This window comes from Acidiluteibacter sp., from assembly GCF_055129545.1.
In genome coordinates this window covers 33,932-54,473 of record NZ_JBSRUB010000036.1, presented here as the reverse complement: position 1 = coordinate 54,473, position 20,542 = coordinate 33,932, and the positions used below count along the sequence as shown (strand labels likewise).

17 protein-coding genes and 1 tRNA gene are annotated in these 20,542 nt (G+C 37.4%); 6 read left to right on the top strand and 12 right to left on the bottom strand.

Annotation, left to right across the window (positions count from 1 at the left end):
• The first annotated feature begins 5 nt into the window (after window positions 1-5).
• Window positions 6-1,235 (top strand): hypothetical protein, encoded by a 1,230-nt coding sequence (locus ACTB0X_RS17515; protein WP_463026353.1) that lies wholly within the window; start codon window positions 6-8, stop codon window positions 1,233-1,235.
• 89 nt (window positions 1,236-1,324) lie between these two features.
• Here the strand turns inward: ACTB0X_RS17515 and ACTB0X_RS17510 are convergent, their stop codons facing one another.
• Both ACTB0X_RS17510 and ACTB0X_RS17505 read right to left on the bottom strand, forming a co-directional pair.
• A complete protein-coding gene (locus ACTB0X_RS17510) occupies window positions 1,325-2,044 on the bottom strand; it encodes a 3-ketoacyl-ACP reductase (RefSeq protein ID WP_463026352.1) in 720 nt (239 codons plus the stop codon).
• Between the two features lie 380 nt (window positions 2,045-2,424).
• Entirely contained in the window at window positions 2,425-3,369 is a 945-nt protein-coding gene (locus tag ACTB0X_RS17505; protein ID WP_463026351.1) for a threonine ammonia-lyase, read from the bottom strand.
• 221 nt (window positions 3,370-3,590) lie between these two features.
• Here ACTB0X_RS17505 and ACTB0X_RS17500 point away from each other — a divergent pair, with 221 nt between their 5' ends.
• Both ACTB0X_RS17500 and ACTB0X_RS17495 read left to right on the top strand, forming a co-directional pair.
• The gene (locus tag ACTB0X_RS17500; protein WP_463026350.1) at window positions 3,591-4,682 is read left to right on the top strand and encodes a chorismate mutase; all 1,092 of its coding nucleotides are present in this window, start codon (window positions 3,591-3,593) and stop codon (window positions 4,680-4,682) included.
• Between the two features lie 80 nt (window positions 4,683-4,762).
• Window positions 4,763-5,812 (top strand): CNNM domain-containing protein, encoded by a 1,050-nt coding sequence (locus tag ACTB0X_RS17495; RefSeq protein ID WP_463026348.1) that lies wholly within the window; start codon window positions 4,763-4,765, stop codon window positions 5,810-5,812.
• 75 nt (window positions 5,813-5,887) lie between these two features.
• Here ACTB0X_RS17495 and ACTB0X_RS17490 read toward each other — a convergent pair whose 3' ends face one another.
• The 6 genes from ACTB0X_RS17490 to ACTB0X_RS17465 all read right to left on the bottom strand — a co-directional run bounded on the left by ACTB0X_RS17490 (window position 5,888) and on the right by ACTB0X_RS17465 (window position 12,152).
• A complete protein-coding gene (locus ACTB0X_RS17490) occupies window positions 5,888-7,087 on the bottom strand; it encodes a glutamate-5-semialdehyde dehydrogenase (protein WP_463026347.1) in 1,200 nt (399 codons plus the stop codon).
• 23 nt (window positions 7,088-7,110) lie between these two features.
• Window positions 7,111-7,905, bottom strand: coding sequence for a glutamate 5-kinase (gene proB / locus ACTB0X_RS17485; RefSeq protein WP_463026346.1), 795 nt, complete (start codon window positions 7,903-7,905; stop codon window positions 7,111-7,113).
• A 2-nt stretch (window positions 7,906-7,907) separates the two neighbouring features.
• Window positions 7,908-8,720 carry a pyrroline-5-carboxylate reductase gene (gene proC, locus ACTB0X_RS17480; RefSeq protein ID WP_463026344.1) on the bottom strand — a complete coding sequence of 271 codons (813 nt, stop codon included), beginning with the start codon at window positions 8,718-8,720 and terminating at the stop codon, window positions 7,908-7,910.
• Between the two features lie 378 nt (window positions 8,721-9,098).
• Window positions 9,099-9,461 (bottom strand): heavy-metal-associated domain-containing protein, encoded by a 363-nt coding sequence (locus ACTB0X_RS17475; protein ID WP_463026343.1) that lies wholly within the window; start codon window positions 9,459-9,461, stop codon window positions 9,099-9,101.
• Window positions 9,462-9,757: 296 nt separating this feature from the next.
• Entirely contained in the window at window positions 9,758-11,089 is a 1,332-nt protein-coding gene (locus ACTB0X_RS17470; protein ID WP_463026342.1) for an MATE family efflux transporter, read from the bottom strand.
• An 85-nt stretch (window positions 11,090-11,174) separates the two neighbouring features.
• The gene (locus ACTB0X_RS17465; RefSeq protein ID WP_463026340.1) at window positions 11,175-12,152 is read right to left on the bottom strand and encodes a fasciclin domain-containing protein; all 978 of its coding nucleotides are present in this window, start codon (window positions 12,150-12,152) and stop codon (window positions 11,175-11,177) included.
• 187 nt (window positions 12,153-12,339) lie between these two features.
• Here ACTB0X_RS17465 and ACTB0X_RS17460 point away from each other — a divergent pair, with 187 nt between their 5' ends.
• The gene (locus ACTB0X_RS17460) at window positions 12,340-13,113 is read left to right on the top strand and encodes an AMP nucleosidase (protein WP_463026339.1); all 774 of its coding nucleotides are present in this window, start codon (window positions 12,340-12,342) and stop codon (window positions 13,111-13,113) included.
• On the opposite strand, the gene ACTB0X_RS17455 is transcribed toward ACTB0X_RS17460, so the two are convergent.
• Window positions 13,110-15,344 (bottom strand): transglycosylase domain-containing protein, encoded by a 2,235-nt coding sequence (locus tag ACTB0X_RS17455; protein WP_463026338.1) that lies wholly within the window; start codon window positions 15,342-15,344, stop codon window positions 13,110-13,112. The two genes, ACTB0X_RS17460 and ACTB0X_RS17455, sit on opposite strands and share 4 nt — an antisense overlap.
• Before the next feature lie 66 nt (window positions 15,345-15,410).
• Window positions 15,411-16,247, bottom strand: coding sequence for a hypothetical protein (locus ACTB0X_RS17450; RefSeq protein ID WP_463026337.1), 837 nt, complete (start codon window positions 16,245-16,247; stop codon window positions 15,411-15,413).
• A gap of 117 nt (window positions 16,248-16,364) precedes the next feature.
• Here ACTB0X_RS17450 and ACTB0X_RS17445 point away from each other — a divergent pair, with 117 nt between their 5' ends.
• Window positions 16,365-16,919 carry a hypothetical protein gene (locus ACTB0X_RS17445; RefSeq protein WP_463026336.1) on the top strand — a complete coding sequence of 185 codons (555 nt, stop codon included), beginning with the start codon at window positions 16,365-16,367 and terminating at the stop codon, window positions 16,917-16,919.
• Here ACTB0X_RS17445 and ACTB0X_RS17440 read toward each other — a convergent pair.
• Together ACTB0X_RS17440 and ACTB0X_RS17435 are read right to left on the bottom strand one after the other, a co-directional pair.
• Window positions 16,916-17,992 (bottom strand): CaiB/BaiF CoA transferase family protein, encoded by a 1,077-nt coding sequence (locus ACTB0X_RS17440; protein ID WP_463026335.1) that lies wholly within the window; start codon window positions 17,990-17,992, stop codon window positions 16,916-16,918. The genes ACTB0X_RS17445 and ACTB0X_RS17440 overlap by 4 nt on opposite strands.
• Window positions 17,989-20,121 (bottom strand): heavy metal translocating P-type ATPase, encoded by a 2,133-nt coding sequence (locus ACTB0X_RS17435; RefSeq protein WP_463026334.1) that lies wholly within the window; start codon window positions 20,119-20,121, stop codon window positions 17,989-17,991. The genes ACTB0X_RS17440 and ACTB0X_RS17435 overlap by 4 nt, the downstream gene beginning before the upstream one ends.
• 189 nt (window positions 20,122-20,310) lie before the next feature.
• On the opposite strand from ACTB0X_RS17435, the gene ACTB0X_RS17430 reads away from it, so the two are divergent.
• Window positions 20,311-20,386 (top strand) — tRNA-His (locus ACTB0X_RS17430).
• Window positions 20,387-20,542 lie beyond the last annotated feature (156 nt).

Below are 20,542 nucleotides of genomic sequence, written 5' to 3'. Positions count from 1 at the left end.
ACACCATGTTTAAGAAATTAATTTATTGCTGTTTACTTTTTTCAGCACTCCAGTTGAACGCTCAGGAAGCAACGCCAACGACCAATGTAGACTTCGAGTTGGGAAATGGCCTCAATTTTAGCTTTAATGAAGGCAACTATCAGTTTAAAATAAGTGGAATGGTTCAGCCATCCATCGCATTTGAAAAGATAGAAGACGCCGATGCCGATTACTTTATGAATGCCAAACGAACGTATTTCAACATTTCAGGAAAAGCGCTGAAAGAGAAAGTGAGTTTCTTCATTCAAACGGATTTTAGTTTGAGTACGCCTTTGCTAGATGCTTGGGTGGCATTTCATCCGACCAATAAGCTGAACATTACATTTGGACAGAAGCAAACCATCGGAAACAACAGGGAGTTATTGATAATGGAAACCAAGCTTCAATTTCCTGATCGGTCATTGTTGAGCACTTCGTTGAGCAATTCTGGTCGTGAGTTTGGGTTATTTGTTGATTACACTTTTGGATCTGAGAAGTTTGCCATTGTTCCACAAATTGCTGTAACTTCTGGAGATGGTAGAAATTCATTTGGAGCTGATTCTAGAGACGTGGATTATGGTGGATTTAAATATGCCGCTCGATTGGATGTTTATCCATTGGGAACGTTTACAAAAGGCAACGATGACTTAGTGGCAGACTTGGCACACGAACAACAACTGAAAATGGTGATTGGTGCTGCAGCGAGCTTTAATGATGGAGCTAGCAATGGAGTAGGAGAAGGACATGGCGATTTTCTATTGTACAATGCATTGGGTAATCAGCAACAACCGGATTACAGACAAGTGTACACCGACATTTTGGTGAAGTACAAAGGATTCTCACTGTTGGGTGAATATGTGGTTGCTTCAGCAACTAATTTAGACGGAACCTTTACCGATGTGGCAGGTGCCAATGAAATGGCTCGCACCCAAATTAGCGAGTTTTTATTGTTGGGAGATGCACTAAATGTTCAATTGGGATATGTTACGAAAAGCGGATTTGGTGCCGACTTTAGATATTCTACCACCACTCCTGAGTTTGGAGACAATGCCAATTCTCAGTTGAGAGATAAAGATGCAGTAACGTTAGGGTTGTCAAAATACTTTAAAAACAACGATTTGAAATTGCAAGCAGCAGTTTCTTCTATCAATGACAATTCAGGAGTTTCTACCGTCAATAGGTTAAGAGGTGAATTGGTGCTGCAGTTGATTTTTTAGGTTAATGGATGATTGTTAAAAACCCCTCGTAAATCCATTGCTCGCAACGATTCCACGAGGGGTTGTATTCTAAAATTTAATGGATTGTTTTACGGATTAGTCGACCAAAGTGAAGCATTTGCAAGCATCGCTCTTTTATTGAGTTTCAATCCGGCTACTACTAATTCTGCAAAATCTTCTGGTTGTAATACGCTATCTTGAGAATCTTTAGTGGCAATTCCCAATTCAATAGACATGTCTGAAGCAATGGTGCTTGGTGTTAAAGTACACACTCGAATATTGTTCTTTCGCACTTCTTTCATCAACGATTGAGACATTCCAATTACTGCGAACTTGGATGCAGAATACGCTGAAGTATTGGCATTCCCAGTTAATCCAGCTGTAGAGGCTACATTGATAATTTCCCCTTCGTTTTGTTGGATCAAATGTGGTAAAACTTCCTTGGTCACATAATACATGCCCATCAGGTTTGTTTGGATAATGTTGCTCCATTGATCCACTTGCATATCGTTAAACGTGCCAAAAGCAGCGATTCCTGCATTGTTTACCAATATGTCAACACCACCTAAATTACTGATGGTACTTTTGATGCCACTTTTTACTGCCTCGAAATTGGTGACATCAAATACAGTGTAAAATGCTTTTACTCCGAGCGTTTCTAATTCAGCAACCGTTTCTTTCATTACCGCTTCATTTCTGCCAGTGATAGCTACGTCAATTCCTTCTTTTGCAAATGCAATTGCTGTTGCTTTTCCTAATCCTCTACCACCACCTGTAATGATGGCTTTTTTCCCTTTCAATTTATTCATTTCGATGTTTTTTTTATAGAATTTCTATTCAACTAAATCAGACAAATCTATTCTGTCGATTGTTCTGTAAAGTTAGGATTACTGAGAAAAAGGGACGAGTGAGATCACAAAAAGGAAAGCCAAAATTTGGATTTTTTAAGACTGGGGAAGTGGATTTATTTACTCTAAAAAAAATAATATTTACTTATCCTCCCAAAAAAAATGATTGATTCTTATGGTTAATAAATATGAATAGGGGGCAATTTTGAAGCAACAAAAGTCTTTACAATAACAGGTTAAAGAGTGACCTAAAATTTTTGGTCATGACTATTACTTTCAAGATTCCGATTAAGTATTTTATCAGAAGTAATTAAATAATATTAGTGGAAAGTATTAGCCACTCAAAACGGCAATTCAGCCAAATCTACATTGCCGCCGGTTAGAATTAAAGCCAGTCGCTTGCCTTTAAAATAATCCTTGTTGGCCAACACCACTGCAAGCGGAACAGCACATGAAGGTTCGATAACAATTTTCAATCGCTCATAGATAATTCGCATTGCAGCAATAGTTTCCTCATCGGTCACCGTAAAAATATCCGTCACATTTTCCATAATGATGGGGAAGTTGATTGTTCCAACCGACGTCTTTAATCCATCGGCAATCGTTTGTGGATTTGTTTGTGGAATGTGTTTTCCACTTTTCCAAGATTGGTAGGCATCATCAGCTCCTTTGGGCTCGCAACCAATCACTTTACTAGAAGGAGAGAAAGCCAAGGTACTTAAAATACTTCCTGCCATCAATCCACCACCACCAATGGGAACCAAGATATAATCAATGTTTTTTTCCGTTTGATAAATTTCTTTTGCACAGGTCGCTTGTCCATAAATTACTTCCCAATTGTCGTATGGATGCACAAATGCAAAACCATCTTCCTTGATGATTTTCTCTACTCCATCTTCCCGCGCTTGCAAGGTGGGCTCGCACAATACCACTTCTGCTCCGTAGCCTTTTACGGCTGCCACTTTCACTTTTGGCGCATTACTCGGCATCACTATTTTGGCTTTAAAGCCTGCCTTTTTAGCTGCCAAAGCAACAGCTTGTGCATGGTTTCCGCTAGAGTGGGTCGTAATTCCTTTGATTGATGCATCACCTTTCAGCTGAAGAATGGCATTCGCAGCTCCACGAATTTTAAAGGCGCCAATCTTTTGAAAATTCTCACACTTAAAAAGTAGTGTAGCACCGGCAAGTTGATTGATGCTTTCAGAACTCAATATGGGCGTTTGATGGATAAAAGGATGAATTCTTTCTTGGGCAGATTCAATGGCTGTTTGGTGAAGAGTAGACATGAGTGAATTTAACAGATAAAATTAAAACCTAAAAATAGCTATTTTAGGATAGTTTAAATGGACTAATTTAAATGGACAGCCAATAAAATTCATGAAGAATAAAAATGTTTTGTTTGAAATCTTTGGAATAAATAATCAGTTAAAACAAATCAATCCCAATATAGGTTTTACCTTTGTTAGCAGTTGAATTTAATTCAATGAATAGTTGAACACTTAATAGAATGATGTCAGAAAACTCCAGCTTAGTAATAGATAAAGAGTGGCTAAAGCAACAGCCGTTTAATTTTTTTGGACCTTGTAGTGCGGAATCATTGGCACAAATGCTTGCGACGGCTAAAGAGTTATCTCAATTTTCAAGTGAAAGTATTTTCAGAGCAGGCATCTGGAAACCGCGTACACGACCCAATACCTTCGAAGGTATCGGATCTGTTGGGTTGCAATGGCTGAAAGCTGTAAAAGATCAATATGGTTATCAAACCGCCACAGAAGTCGCCAATGCAAAGCATGTAGAATTAGCACTAGAAGCAGGAGTCGATATTTTGTGGATTGGCGCAAGAACTACCGTGAATCCATTTTCGGTACAAGAAATAGCGGAAGCCTTAAGGGGAGTGAATGTTCCAGTATTTGTCAAGAATCCCATTCACGCCGATTTGTCATTGTGGGTTGGCGCTTTGGAGCGAATCAATCAAGTTGGGATTACAAAACTAGGGGCTATTCACCGAGGTTTTCACGATGGGAACAATTCGATTTATCGGAATTCTCCAAAATGGCAAATCGCTTTAGAGCTAAAAAGAATGTTTAGCAATCTACCAATCGTTTGTGATGCAAGTCACATTTCAGGAATACCTAGATTAATTCCATCGGTTGCACAAAAATCATTGGACCTGAATATGGATGGATTGATGATAGAAACACACATTCATCCAGAACAAGCTTTAAGTGATGCCAAACAGCAAGTAACACCTGCCTTACTCAAAGAAATAATTTCAAATTTAACTCACCCAGTTGACTCAATCGACAACATCAATTTTACCAATAAACTGGAAGAATTGAGGTGCGACATTGATAAGTTAGACGATCAGCTGATAGAATTAATGGCCAATCGAATGGAATTGGTAAAAAGTATCGGAACCTACAAAAAGGAAAATAAAGTCACTGTTTTTCAGTTGGAACGATGGAAAGCCATATTGCATCGAACCAATGCGATGGGCAATCCAATGGGCTTAACACAAGAATTTATCAATGGATTGTTTAATGTGATTCATGATGAATCAATCAGGCAACAAACAGAGATGATGAATCAAGAAAAATAGAATTGCTGAACTGATTTTCTTCAAGGCTATTTTAGTGAAGTGGGTCAACTTCGTTACCTTTAAAATCTAAATTATTATTTATGGCGTTATTGATTGTTTTCTTTTTGTTGAGCATAAGTATTTCCTTTTTATGCAGCATATTGGAAGCTGTTCTACTGAGTATTACACCATCCTTTATCAGAAAACAAGAGAAAGAAAACCTCCAATTATTTAAAGACCTCAATTTCTTCAAGGAAGATATCGATCGTCCCTTATCGGCCATTTTAACTTTAAATACTATTGCACATACGGTTGGTGCCATCGGTGTGGGTGTGCAAGCTAGCAATGTATTTGGAGAAACTGCAGTAGACTTTCATCTATTTACACTTTCAGCAGAATCGATTATTGCAACATTGATGACCTTGGGGATTTTGATTTTAAGTGAAATTATCCCAAAAACCTTGGGCGCAAATAATTGGCAAAAACTGGCTCCTGCAACAGTCAGTACCCTAAAAGTTATGATTAAACTATTGACGCCATTGGTTTGGTTAAGTCAACGAATTACTCGGGGGTTGAAAAACGAAAAGAACAAGAGTGTCTTGAGTCGATCAGATTTGGCTGCAATGACGAGGGCTGTCTCCGAGGATGGTCACATCAATCATTCTGAGAGTTTGTTAATTCGAAATGTGTTGAACCTTCCAAATAAAAGTATAGAAGATATCATGACGCCACGAAGAGCTATGTTTTCTGCCTTGGCCTCTGACTCCATTGAAGAAGTTTATGCTTCTGAGCGGTTTCAGCAATTTTCTCGAATTCCTGTTTTCGATGATGAGAAAGAGGTGGTCATCGGGATTGTTCTTAAAAGTGATTTATTGAATGAAATCATAGAAGGCAATCGCCAAATGAAGGTGAGTGAACTAAAAAGACCTGTTAAGACAATCAACGAGAAAGAGTTGTTGGGAGAATTTTTCAAGGACGGCCAAAAGAACAAAGAACACCTTTATGTCGTTCAAGACCAATACAGCAGTGTGACAGGTTTAGTTACATTGGAAGATGTATTGGAGACCATTCTTGGGTATGAAATCTTAGATGAAACCGATCAGGTCGCTGACTTACAGTCATTGATTAAGAAATCTGAATCGAAGAAATAACACCATTTCTAGAATAAAAAGGGCAAAAAAAAGAGCATCAAGCGAAATCGCTTGATGCTCTTTTAAATTAGATGCTTAAACTCTTATTTGTCCGTTTCCTTGGACGTGATATTTGTTGGTCACCAATTGTTTTAATCCCAATGGGCCTCGGTGGTGCAATTTATCAGTACTGATAGCCAGTTCAGCACCAACTCCCATTTGACCGCCATCCGTAAAACGGGTAGAGGCATTGTGATACACTGCTGCACTATCTACTTGTTCCATAAAAGTAGCGGCATCATTTGTGTTTTCTGTCAGAATGATATTGGAGTGTCCTCCAGAAAAGGTATTGATAAAATCAATTGCATTCTCCAATCCGTCCACAGTTCCCATGGCTGCTTTCTTTGCTAAAAATTCTTCTCTCCATACTCCAGTATCAGTGATTCCGGTTGTCGTTTCTAGAACATCCAATAAATCATTTGTCGCAACGATTTGAATATCGTGTTTAGTCAATTCAGACTCAATTTTACGTGCAATATCATTAAAATGAGGATGATTGCTATCGATTAAGATTTTATCCAACGCATTGCAGCCAGAAATCTTATCCGTTTTTGCATTTACAATGACTGGAATTACTTTTTCGGTATCGGCATCAGGTGCTACATAAGCAAAGTTATTTCCTCTACCACTGACTAACACTGCGCACTTGGCGTGTTCTTTTACAAAATTAATCAGTCGTTCTCCACCTCTTGGAACAATCAAATCCAATGGTTGATCTGGATTTCTTAAGAAGGCTTGAGTCGCTTCCCTATCCATTTTCAAATATTGAATCCAGTCTTTATTTAGGCCATTTGCTTCCAATGCATTGTGCCAACATTTGACAAGTGCCTCATTACTATTGTGGGCTTCTTTTCCACCTTTTAAAAGGATCTTATTGTTGGCTTTAAAAGCCAATACTGCCGCTTCTATGGTCACATCAGGACGAGATTCATAAATGATCATGATGGTGCCAAAAGGAGCTGTTTTGTTGGTGATGTTTAACCCATTCGCCAAGGTATCTTCACTGATTATGTTGCCAACAGGATCCGCTTGTGATTTCACCTCAATTACAGCTCGAATCATATCATCAACTTTGGCTTCATTCACCACTAGTCGATCGTATAAGGCTTGGTCTTCTCCTTTAAAAGCGTTTAAATCTTTTTGATTGGCTTCAATAATTGATGCTCTGTTTTTATCCAATTCATCAATCATTGATTGTAGTACTTCGTCTTTTTTATTGGTCGTTAATAGTTTCATGTGCTTTCATTTTTGATTTATCATTATACTTCTGAATCAGAATCATCATTGAAAATTCTCGTTCCAACATCTTTTCCGTGTACGATATCAATGATGCTATCGTCTTGTTTGCCATTGGCAATGTAGGTTGGGATGTTTTTTGCAGCTGTTTTCTTTGCTACACTTAATTTAGAACCCATGCCTCCACGACCTTCTCCTTCTTTTTTTCGAGAAGTTTGAATAAACTGTTCTACGTTTTGATCGGTGGTTACTGATTTAATTAATCGAGAATCATCATCATCGGGATGGCCGTCAAATAACCCATCTGTATCTGTTAATAAAATCAGCATGTCTGCATGGATTAATTCAGCGACTAGGCTGGCCAATTCATCATTGTCGGTAAACATCGACATAGAAAGTGACACCGCGTCGTCTTCATTGGCGATTGGCACAATGCCCTGACTCAATAAACCCTCATAGCAATTGATCATGTTAAGTCGGTGTTTTCCTTCGTCAAAATCACGTTTGGTGGCCAAAACCTGAGCGCAGCGCATTCCATAATCATGGAAAATACTGTAATAATGACGCATCATTCTTGGTTGACCTACTGCTGAATAGACTTGTCGTCGAATGGTTTCGTCTTCTATATCATTATGGTCTAAAACCTCTTTCCCAGCTATGACAGAACCGGAAGAAATTAAAACCGTGATAATATCCTCTTCATACAATCGAGCAATTTGATCGACTAATTTTTTCAAGATAGGAACCACAATGCGGTTATCTTTATTGACCATTACATTGGTTCCTACTTTAATTACAACTCTTTTCTTGTACTGCATAACTATTTATTTCCTTCTTTTCCTAGTTCAACTGCTCTGTTAAAAGCCGCATAAGCAGCTTCTTCAATTAATTCTTTAACATTGTTGTCGTCCATGGAATCTAGTGCCGCTCTGGTCGTTCCACCTTTTGAGGCCACTTTGTTCATCCACGAATTAGGTGACAAATCGGATTGGTTAAATAGTTCCACTGCACCTTCGAAGGTTTGACTCACCAATACTTTGGAATCATGATCTGAAAAGCCCATCTTTTTAGCTGCTTCCATCATGGATTGCATGAAGTAAAAAACATAGGCAGGACCACTTCCCGAAATTCCAGTAGAAGCATCAATGTCATTTTCAGTATCTAAATGAACAGACTTTCCAGTGGTATTTAATAATTGTTCTACAGTTGAAGTTTCCAATCGGGAAACTTCTTTGGAGGTCGTGTAGGAAGTCAGTCCCTTTCCCACTTGTGCGGGTAAATTAGGCATGGCTCGAACTACTTTTACGATTCCCAAACCGTCTTGAATGCTTTTTATAGTAACACCAGCCATCAAGGAAACAATCACTTGATCTTTTTTTGTCATCGGCTTCAATTCCTTGAAAAGTTCATCTGTGTGAAAAGGCTTCACAGCAATAAAAACGATGTCTGCTTTCGGTAAACAATCTTTGAGGTTGGTGTAAACATCAAATCGACTGATTTTCTTAAGTTTTTCTGTTGTCTCTGGATTGGTATCGGAAATCATCAAGTTGGATTTACTCAAATACTCTGACTTTACAAGGGCTTTAGCATATGCTAACCCCATATTTCCTGCACCAATTACTAATACTTTCATACTGTTTGTTTAATTAAATCGATTTATTTAATCAAGTTGGTACAAACATGATGCAGGAGCTTGTTTTTTTGATTCCCTTTTCAAGGTATCAATATAACTTATCGAATTATTTAGTTCTTGTCTTCTAATCAGTTGGTTATTTCATAACAGTTTTAATGATAGAAAATTAGATGATTTTTTAATTTACTGTCTATTGGATATTGCTGTGTCAAAAAATCAACAAGTTGTGGAATTTATGAGAATCAGGAGTTAGCTTATTTAGAAAATAAAAGAGCTCAATTTTAGAAATGATATAGCGATTTGAATACTGTAAAATAAAAATCGAATATAGAAAGGCATAAAAAAAGCGAAGTGATTATCACTTCGCTTTTCTGGTTGTTATTGAGTTGGTGCCTTTTTCTTACAACAATTGTCTAATTTTTCATAGCCTTCAACATTTGCCTGTAGATCATTTGCTTTATATCCTGCGTCAGAAATTGCTTTTTCAATTTCTGCTATTGTGACTTGTTCAGTATTGTATTTTACAATAATTGAATTGGTTTTACTGTCAATATCCACTGACTTAATTCCTTTGTTTGCTTTAATCTTATTGTAGATGTTTCCCCCACAAGAACCGCATTTATCGCAGTGGTCACAGAAAATTTCCGTACTAATAGTTGCTGTTTCTATTTTATCTTTCGATTGACTTTGAGCAGTATTCAACGCAAACATAAAAGTTAGCATGATTAATAATCTTTTCATAATTCTTCAAGTTTTAATTGGATAAACACAAATATCACTGTTTTAATTCAATTTATTCATTGTTTTTAGGGTAATAGTATAAAATGTATTACTCCTTAATCAATCGCTTCGTCACAACACCATTGTCAGTAGAAATATCTATGAGGTATAATAAGTAGAATTCTTTTCATAGGTTTAGGGCGTTGGTAGTTAGCGACCTAAATTAACTAAAAAAGAAACGCCATTTTGAAGTTAACAGAATTATTTTAAGAGATTTAGTCTAACAATTAATTTATTCTAGTAAAATCAAGGGGTTGCTAAGTAGTTGATTTCCCAAAATCAGCATTGAATTTCCAAACCAGTGCGACTGCTCTAAAAATCATCCAAACCAGAAAGGCAATCCAGATTCCAAATATGCCCAAATCAAAATATTGCGTAATGTAAAGTGCAGGAACAAATCCCACGAAAGTGGAAACCAGTAACACGTTACGTAAATACTTCATTTTGCCCAAGCCTTTAAAAATTCCGTCATAAATAAAGGCCACTCCGTTGATAGGTAAGCTAATTAACACTATAAAAAAGAATTGATTGAATAGCTCCAGTACTTCAGGTTCTTTGCTAAAAATGGTGCCAAAACTGCTATAGAATATCATACCTATTACCAATAGCAAACAGGCCATCATTAAGCCATAATTGACGCAGCGTTTGGTTAAAATACGCAGTGAGCATATGTCGTTTGCCCCATACAGTTTGCCTCCTAAAATATTTCCTGCAGAAGCATATCCGTCCAAAAAGAAGGCAGAAAACAGCCAAATATTAATGGCAATGGTATGGGCTGCAATCACCACTTTCCCTAAATCGGTAGCCACCCTAACCGCTAGAATGAATGCGATGTTTAAAGCCAACGTTCGCACAAATAAGTTGAGTGTCATTATCGCTAAGGTTTTTATCTCAGGATGAATGGGAAAAGACAGCTTTAGTGAAATGGATGTTTTTTGACGTAATAGAACATAAGCAAGAATGGCCATTATAAATTGGGCGATTAAACTTGCATAGGCCGCTCCTTCGATATGCATCGGTGCAATGTATCCTTCCCAACCATAAACGAGTAAAAAGTCCAAGCCTATATTGGTGAAAGCGCCTACGATTGCAATTACCATGGGCCAGGTCGTGTTTTGCAACCCTCTAAAGATTCCAAAAATGGCAAACGTGAACAACGTCAATGGAAATCCCCAAACCCTTATTTTATAATATTGAATGCAGTAGTCTAAAACCTGCCCATCCGCATTTAATAAACGAAAAATGGGTTCAATAAAAATGGATGTTGCGACCAAAACAATGACCGATAAAATCAAATTAAAGAATATCGCTTGAGCAGGCAATGATTGGATGTCCAATAATTTATTAGCGCCAAGGTGTTGTGAGATGAGCGCAGAAATAGAACTTCTCGTTTGTCCCAAGATCCAAATTAACATCGAAAGAAATGCTCCAACTATTCCAACAGCAGCCAATGCCTCTGTTGCATTGAGATCTAAATTTCCGACAACGGCAGCATCGGTAGAGGAGAGCAATGGTTCTGCAATACTAGCCAATAAAGCAGGAATCGCAATTTTATTAATGTTCTTAAAAGTGATCTCTTCACGAATCATGCTACAAAGAAAGCAGTTTCTGTTTGGATAAAAGCAAAAAAAAGGGCCTTCCTTTCAGAAGACCCCCAAACCTAAAACTAACCAACTACAGTTGGGGTAATAAAACTTGGTCTACTGCATGCACAACACCGTTTGTACCTTGTACATCAGTAATAATTATATTCACATTTCCTTGACTTGGTTCTTCTGTTTGTAATTGTGCTCCACTAGATAGATCTACTGTTAAATCAGATCCACCCAAAGTAGAAACAACCTGTCCTTGACTTAGCTGAGCTGCCTGTACATTAGCTCCTGATACAACATGATATTCCAAAACCGCTTGTAAAGTAGCCTCAGGAATATCACTCAAGGTATTCCAAGAGGAATTTGAATTCAATAATGCAGTAAATGCAGCATTAGTAGGAGCAAAAATGGTGAATGGACCTGAACCGGCTAAAACAGTTGTATAAGAAAAGTTATATGCTGTTAAGGCGGCTACAAGGCTTGAAAAACGATCATCTGCTAAAGCGATGTCAACAACATTAGGAGGCAACAATACTTTATCGATTACATGAATTACTCCATTTGATGCCATAATATCAGCTTGACTTACCATTGCAAAATTGTTAATCATCACTCCATTGTCTGTTTCAATGAACAAAGAAGTATTTACTCCTGCAGGGCCAGCTGTATTGATGGTTGTTGCATACATGTCGTTAGAAAGGTCTGACGATTTTACAACACTACCTAAAACGTGATAAGTTAATACACTGGTTAATGTTGCTTTATCAATATCCGATACTCTATCCCATGCAGCGTTAGTAGCTAATAAATTTCTAAACGCTTCGTTGGTAGGCGCAAAAACAGTAAATGTTCCACTACCTTGGAATGTTGCAACTAAATCAGCTGCAGATAGTGCAACAACTAAACTGTCAGTCCGACTGTCAGCAGAAGCAATCTCTGCAATATTCTGAACTGTTGGTGTTGGTGTAGGTGTCAATTCATCATCGTCATCTTTATCACATGCAATTAAGGATGTACTTAAAATTAGTGCGGCCATAACCGCCTTGTTTAAATTTTTCATAGTTAATGTTTTTATGTGTTTGTAGAATTAGAAACACTAATCATATAGTTTTGTTTATTAAAAAGTGTTAATTACTAAACAGAATAAGATTCTCTTTTAATTTTACGGTTTTTATTTTTTGCTAAAGTCATTGTAAATAGTGGGATGGAAGTTAAAAATGTGTATTATTGATAAAGCGTAAAATGATATGAAAACGAAAGAAGAAATAGTAAAAAACTGGCTACCGAGGTACACTGGAACGCCAATTGAAAGTTTTGGAGAATATATATTGTTGACCAATTTTGGGAATTATGTCAATATGTTTGCTGAGGAGTTTGATGTTCCGATTATCGGGATGGATAAACCCATGCAAACGGCTACAGCCAATAACATTACCATTATAAATTTTGGTATGGGAAGCCCAATGGCAGCCACAGTAATGGATTTATTGTCGGCGATTATGCCAAAAGCAGTATTGTTTCTTGGGAAATGCGGTGGATTGAAAAAGAAAACTCAAATCGGTGATATGATTTTACCGATTGCCGCAATAAGGGGAGAAGGAACGAGTGATGACTACATGCCACCAGAGGTACCAGCTTTGCCATCATTTCGCCTGCAGCGTTCTGTTTCATCTATGATTAAAAAACACCAGTTGGATTATTGGACTGGTACTGTTTATACCACGAATCGAAGAGTTTGGGAACACGATGAGGACTTTAAGAACTATTTAAGAGAAATCAGAGCAATGGGAATTGACATGGAAACAGCTACTATTTTTACAGTCGCTTTTGTCAATGAAATTCCTCATGGAGCTTTGTTATTAGTGTCTGACAACCCAATGATTGCAGAAGGTGTTAAGACTTCTGATAGTGATAAGAAAGTGACCTCAAACTTTGTGAACGCCCATTTGCAGATAGGCATTGACGCGTTGATTGAACTGAGAGATTCCGGAGAGTCAGTAAAGCACCTGCGTTATGTTTAATTTCCGAATAGCTTATTAAAAAAGGTTTTTCGATTTTTTCTTTTTTCAGAACGTTCGAGTCTTTCGTCCAAGGTTTCTTCTTTATCTCCAAAGATGTCTAAGAATTCTTCAAATTGAGAGTCTTCTTTGAAATCTGGGCAATCGAATAAGGCGAGTTGGTCTTCGGTGATTTCAGGAAATGATTTCGAAATTAATTTTCTATTTGTGGCCTCTTTCTGCAATTTACTGTAGCTCAATCCTACCAATGGCAGCGCTAAGCGACTTGCAGAACCGTTTCCTCCGCCTGAAAAGTGAATTTTAGGCAGTGTTGCACCCACCCGAGCCACCGTAATGACTTTCGGGTTGTATGCAGTAAACCAAGCATCAGCAAAGTCCTGTGAGGTTCCTGTCTTTCCGGCTAACGGAATACGAACTCCGTATGTTCCAGCCATTGAAGCTCCTGTTCCTTCTTTGATCGCTTTTTGTAAGATGATGTTCAACAGATTGACTGCTTCACCGTTAAGTAGTTTTTTGCTCTTTTCCTTTTGATGAGAATAGATGATTTTACCCTTGTCTGAAACAATAGAGTCGATGTAGTATGGGGTGACAGAATAACCACCATTTCCAAAAGTAGCGTAAGCTCTAGCTAACTCAAAAACACTGGCTGAAGCTGCTCCTAAAGCTGTCGATGGTTCATCGGGTAAATCCGATTGAAAACCCAATTTTGTCCAAATGGATTTTAATTTTTCATAACCTACTTCAAAGAATAAATTCACTGTAGGTATATTTTTAGAAAATGCCAAAGCCGCTGCTAAACTGTATTTTCCGCCAGTTTGAAGGTCGTAGTTTTGTGGGCTCCACTCTTCAAAATCGGAGAGCTGTATGGAATCATTTTCCAAATAATCACATGGGGAATAACCTTCCTCCAACGCTGCTAAATAGACCATAGGTTTAAAGCTTGAAGCCAATTGTCGTTTAGCCATCACTTGATCATAAGGATGAATCTGTTGATTAATTCCTCCTTGATAAGCGAGTATTGCACCTGTTTTTACATCCAGAGTAAGCATAGCAGCATGCAATTGAGTCAATTCATATTTGATGCTGTCTAGAATGGTTTTATCAAATACTTGTGGGCCATCCCACGTCTGAAACTCTGTTTTTTTAATTGTGTCATTTTCTAATGAAATGGATTGTTGTGCGGCAAAGTTGTTGGCCAACTTGTCTAATTCTTTTGAATAATAACCTTTGGAATATTGCTTCTGCAATAAAGCATGCATCTTTGAAAGGTGCTCTTTTAGTGCTTCGTATTGGCTTTTTTGAATTTCATAGTTTAAAGTGGTATATACTTTCAAACCATCTTTTTGCAATGAGATTTCAGTTTGATTGGCTTGATTGTATGCTGTTACTTTTTCTTCAGCTATTTTACGGACAACATCAGCATAATAATTGGCGATTCCTCGTGACTTAATATCGTAATAATCCAATTCAATTGGCAAAGCTTGGTTTTCTGTTTTCTCATCTTGACTGATGAATTCATATTTGGCCATTTGAGCCAAAACCACATTTCTTCTGATTTGCGAGCGCTCAGGATGCAATCTTGGGTTGTAGTATGAATTCGCTTTTAAAAGTCCAATAAGTGTTGCTGATTGAGCAATGGTTAATTCTTTCGTCGTGGTATTAAAAAAACGTTGAGCAGCAGATTCGATTCCGTATAAATTTTCCCCAAAAGGCACCGTATTCAGGTAAAGCGCAAGGATCTCTTCTTTGGAATAGATGTCTTCTATTCGCTTCGCTAGGATGATTTCCTTGACTTTGTTAAAAGCAATACTACCAAACTCGTATTGCTCCCGACCAAACATATTTTTTGCTAGCTGCTGACTAATGGTGCTCCCACCACCTGAACTATTGTCGCCCAGGAATATACTTTTTATGATTACTCGGATTATACTCCGAGTGTCAATTCCTTCATGTTCATAAAATCGAACATCTTCGGTGGCAATTAAGGCATGCTGCAGGTGCAAAGGCATTTCCTCAAATGGGACATCCGTTCTATTAAGGGTGTAAATCTTAGAGAGTTGTTTTCCATCAGAGGAATAGATAATCGATGCATTTTCCAATTGAAATGCTCTTAAATCATCTTGGGAAGGGATTTTGCCAAAAAGACCTGCATAAATGCTCAAGACAAATAGAATGAATAGAAGTGAAGGGACTCCAATTAAAAAAAGGAGGGTTTTTATTAATTTTTTTTTCATGGCGAATAGAGGAATAAAAAAAGGGATTTGTAAACAAGTCCCTTTGAGTTTTATTATTTAAGAAGGTTACTCATCATCATCACTTTCGTCTTCTGTATCATCACTTTTAAATGATTTATAAATCACCTCAGATTCTTTCTTTCTAGATGCAGGATCTACTTTTTCGCCGATTAAGTATTTCTCCATGTCTTTACTCATAGCTAAAATTTCAGGAGCTTGGCTTTCTTTTACTTCAAATTTGTAGGCAGCGAAATATTTATTGTATTCCCCATTTTTTACTAAAGTCGCCCATTCTTCTAATCCATTTACTAGCGTCTGTGCTGAAATCTCATCAGGTACGTAGTCTCCGTTAATATTTTCCATTGCTAGTTTAATGCTTTTTACACCCTCCCCGATGTTTCGAGCTTTTATTTCATAAACACCTTTCATCAACCAAACCGCATAATCGTCTGGATCAAATTTTACAATTTTACCCATGTAATAAGCCGCTTTTCGTGGATTGTCGTTGTCGTAATAGATTTCTGAAATCTTTATCACTGTATCTTTTAACAAGGTTAAGAAGTCATTATTTACTTGTAAAATTTTCTCGTTTTCTTCTTTATTGGCATACTTCACCATTTTGTAGGCAGCCTTCAACGATTCTTTTATTGAATTTGGATAATCCTCTTGTAATTCCGGCTTACGAGCTATTTCAAAATATGCTTGAGCCAAATAAAGATAGGTGCTTGGGTTTCTTCTATACTCTGGATCTTCTGTCAATTTCTCAGCTTTAGCCGCCGCATCTTCAATTTTTCCATCTACCATCAAGAAGGCGATTTTACTCAATTTTTTATCTTCTTCTTGAGCGATTAACGTGCCTAGAAAAGCAACGAATAGTAATAGTGTAAATAGACTTTTTTTCATAACTGCGTTTAATTTGGTTTCGTGAAATTACAAATCTTGTACCAAGTATCAACGAAGATAAGATATTTACCAATTAATGCTTGAAATTAATATTAATTTTGACTAAATTTTAGTGAGATGAAGAACAATTCCGGACGTATAAATAACACTCAAGAAGATGGGAAATTTATACTTACAATAGATGCTTACTTTGAGGAGGACAAGCAAAAGTTTTTTAGTGTTTGGTTGGGAGCTTTCATTCTTTGTGGAATTGCAATCCTTTCACAGCTATTTACTTCTGATAATAGCGAGATGAAATTGATGATATTCGTGTTTGGAATATTTTGGGCCTACTTTGTCTACAAAATGTTGAGAACATGGAGGTGGAGACGCAGTGGGAAAGAAGTGATAGAAATTGATGATCAGTATATCTACATTGGGCGTCGATACGGGGAAAGAGGAATTCCTAAAGCTTACCCATTAAAAGAAGTACAATTGCCTCGAAAATTTGTCAACGAGAGCAATGATTTTGTGAAAAGTATGAATGAATCCTACTGGATGATTTCTAACGAGCAACTTTGTATCACTTATAGAGGGAAACTGATTATGTTCGGCTTGCGTTTGTCGGACAAAGAAATAGGACGAGTACTTAAATTGGTGCAACAAGAAATTGCTAAGCGAGTTAAAGCCTAGTAATCAGTAATCTTAAAAATTGCAGTAGCTACTCTTTTGGTATTCATTCCTTCAATCTCCTCTCGTAAAATCAAACGTTGAGCTTGTTCGTCTTTAAAAACTTCCTGCAAGTTTTTAATCATTCCAATTGGAACATTGGAGTCAATTAGTTGCTGATAAATGACTTCACCTTGAAGACTCTTAAAACTCTCTATTAGTTCTTGGTGCAGCTTCTCGCGATTTTGCACCCGATTTTGATTGCTATTATAGCGCTCATCTGTTAATAAATCTTTTCGGCCGATTTGCTTACATAATTCCTGAAATTGACGATTGGTTCCTACAGCCAGAACATACTTTATTCCATCTTTAGAAGTCACCATCTCGCCATAAGGAGCAATGTTTGGATGCAAACTGCCCATTGGTTTTGGGATGTGATTATTCATCAAATAATTGGTCGCTTGATTGGCCAACGAAGCTAAAGCTGCATCGTATAGTGAAACGGATACAGAGTACCCTTTCCCAGTTTTTCCCCGTTGAATCAATGCAACCAAAACTCCTTCTTTTAATTGGTGGGCAGCAAACAAATCAATAAAAGCGATTGGCATTTTAACCGGCATATTTTCATCGTTTCCATTCATCGACATCAATCCAGTTTCTGCTTGTAGAACCACATCAAAAGCTACTTTATTACTTTCGGCTCCAAACCCATTGATAGTTGCATAAATCAACCTTGGATATAGTATTTTCAGTGTTTCGTAATCTAATCCATATTTGATATCGTCGCCTTTTTTGAAGTTAGAAATGAGAACGTCAGCGCTTTTTATTTCATTTAAAACCAGGTCGATATCTGCTTTGTTTTTAAGATCAAGTTGAAGCGATTTTTTGCCATAATTCACCGCAGAATAATACGCCGAAACAGGATTTCCCATTGACTCAGAAGATAATCGCCAGCTTCGAGTGACGTCTCCATGGGTAGATTTGTTCTCAATTTTTAGGACTGTAGCCCCTAGTTCTGCAAAAAAAGTTCCTACAGCTGGTCCTGCTAAAACTGCTGCCAATTCTACGACCTTTAATCCTTCAAATGGTTGGCTCATTTGTCAATATTTTTATAGCGTAAACGGATGGAATTTCCAATAACAATTACATCAGAGAAAGCCATTGAAAGCGCTGCCACCATCGGATTTAAGAATCCCATTGCAGCAATGGGAATCGCAACAGCATTGTAAGCAAATGCCCAAAATAAGTTCTGTTTGATGGTTAAATAAGTGTGCTGACTGATGTTGTATGCATCCCATGCTGATTTTAGCGATGATTTATTCAATAATACAATCTCAGCACTATTAATGGCCACTTGAGTAGCCGAACTTAAACTTACCCCTATGCTTGCTTTTGCTAGGGCAGGGGCATCATTAATTCCATCCCCTACCATCACTGTATATCCATCTTTGTTTAGTGCTTCAATCTTTGCCAATTTCTGTTCAGGCGATTGCTCACTTTCGTAGTTTTCTATTCCACACTTTTCAGCCATTGCTCTTACTTTTTCTTCCTTATCGCCACTAAGCATATAAGTAGGAATCCCTGCACTTTCAAATTTTGAAATGGTTTCTATGGTATCTTCTCGGATTTCATCTTCTAAATCAATTCCAGCAACCAATACCTCATTTTCTAGTAGATACAATGAATGGGAATTTTTTGGTTCAGATTTCAATAATTTATAAGAGCCAAGGGCCAATTGTTTACCCTCAGAATCCTTTCCAAACATTCCCAATGCCTTTTCTTCTTTAATACCCATCAAAGGAGTCATTTTTACTTTTCCTTTTAGCTGTTTCAAGATCGACTTTGCAATGGGGTGAGCGGAATACATCTCCAAACTGAGTAGAATAGATTGAACTTTATCTTCGGAATAAAGATCATCATAAAGCACTATGTTTTTGATACTAAAATCACCTGTTGTAATGGTTCCTGTTTTATCAAAAACGATCTGTTTTACTTTCGCAAAGATTTCTAAACTGGAACCGCCCTTGATTAAAATTCCATTTCGGGCTGCTCGACTAATTCCGACCATTACTGCTGTTGGCGTGGCTAGTCCCATCGCACAAGGACAAGAGATAACTAGGACAGCAATTGCATTCAAAATAGCAATTCTAAAATCGACTCCAATAGCAAAATACCACACTATAAAGGTGAGTACTGAGATTCCAACAACGATGGGGACAAAGATTCCTGCGACTTTATCGCCTAACTTTTGGATGGTTGGTTTCTGACCTTGAGCGGTCTTTACCAATTCTATAATTTGAGACAATACTGTTTGGTGACCAACCTTTAAAACTGTCATTTTAATGCTGCCATCCAAAATAATGGTTCCACCTATAACTTCATCACCTGCATTCTTTTTTACGGCTTCTGCTTCACCACTAATCATGGCTTCATCAATTTTTGCGGAGCCATCTTTTATTTTTCCATCAGTTGGAATTTTATCTCCATTTCTAACTAGTAAAGTATCGCCAACTCGAATGTCTTTCGCTTCTATTTCTTCGATGTGTTCTTCCCCATTTAACAATGTTATTTTGTTGGCTTTTTCTACTTGTAAGGCAGTTAGCTCCTGAATAGATGAGGTTGTTTGTTTTACTGATCGATGTTCAATCAAATTACCTAAGAATACTAAAGTAATGATGGTGGCAGCCGTTTCGAAGAATAAGAAGTTGGCTGCTTCAGGTTCCCCCCAATGCAGAATCATTCCAGTTACAGAATACCCAAAAGCGGCTGTCGCACCAATAAAAATCAGCACATCCATATTCGGAACACCAGATTTGAGGGAGCCCAATCCACTTTTACCAAAATGGTAGAATCCGAGCGCAAACACTGGCAAACACAAGAAGAATTGAACCAATGGGTTGTGCAATGGCGCCCACGATATAAACATATGTGCGAATAGAGGAATAGAAAACAACAAACTGATGTAAAATTTTTGATCGATCGACAGTTGTTTTTTGCTATTTGAGTTTCCTTCATCAGACTTAATGGAGTAGCCAAGCGATTTTATATCTGATTCAACGATTTCAAGCGTAATATCTGAAGACTTGTTAAAACGAACCTCACCTGTGGCGAAGTTGACGTCAACGTCCTTCAATCCTCTTTTTTCTAATCTTTTAGTAACACCGAGTGCACAATTTGAACAGGTCATTCCTTCAACATGAAGTAGATTTTTTTCAGAATTTTCCATGAATACAAAATTAATCAATCATTCAATACACTTATGTTGACGAGCGTTAATGTTCTTTAATAGTTGAAAAGTAGTGGATAAAAAAAGCTGTGAAATTTTGTAAAGAAAATGTAGCAGTCAAATAAAAAGTTTTATATTTGCAGCCCGTTAGGAAAACGATATATATTGTTTGAATAATGGGAATTATACGGTGATTGTAGCTCAGTTGGTTAGAGCACTGGTTTGTGGTGCCGGGGGTCGTGGGTTCGAATCCCATCATTCACCCAAAAATTAAAGCTTCGTCGAATGACGAGGCTTTTTTTATGCCTTCAATTCAAGTTTACTTCAAAATTGAATGATATAAAGAATGCCCAATTATGCAACAATTGAAGCTTTCAACTTTGAAGGCTCTAAAATTATTCAGGGAAAACCTATTATTCAG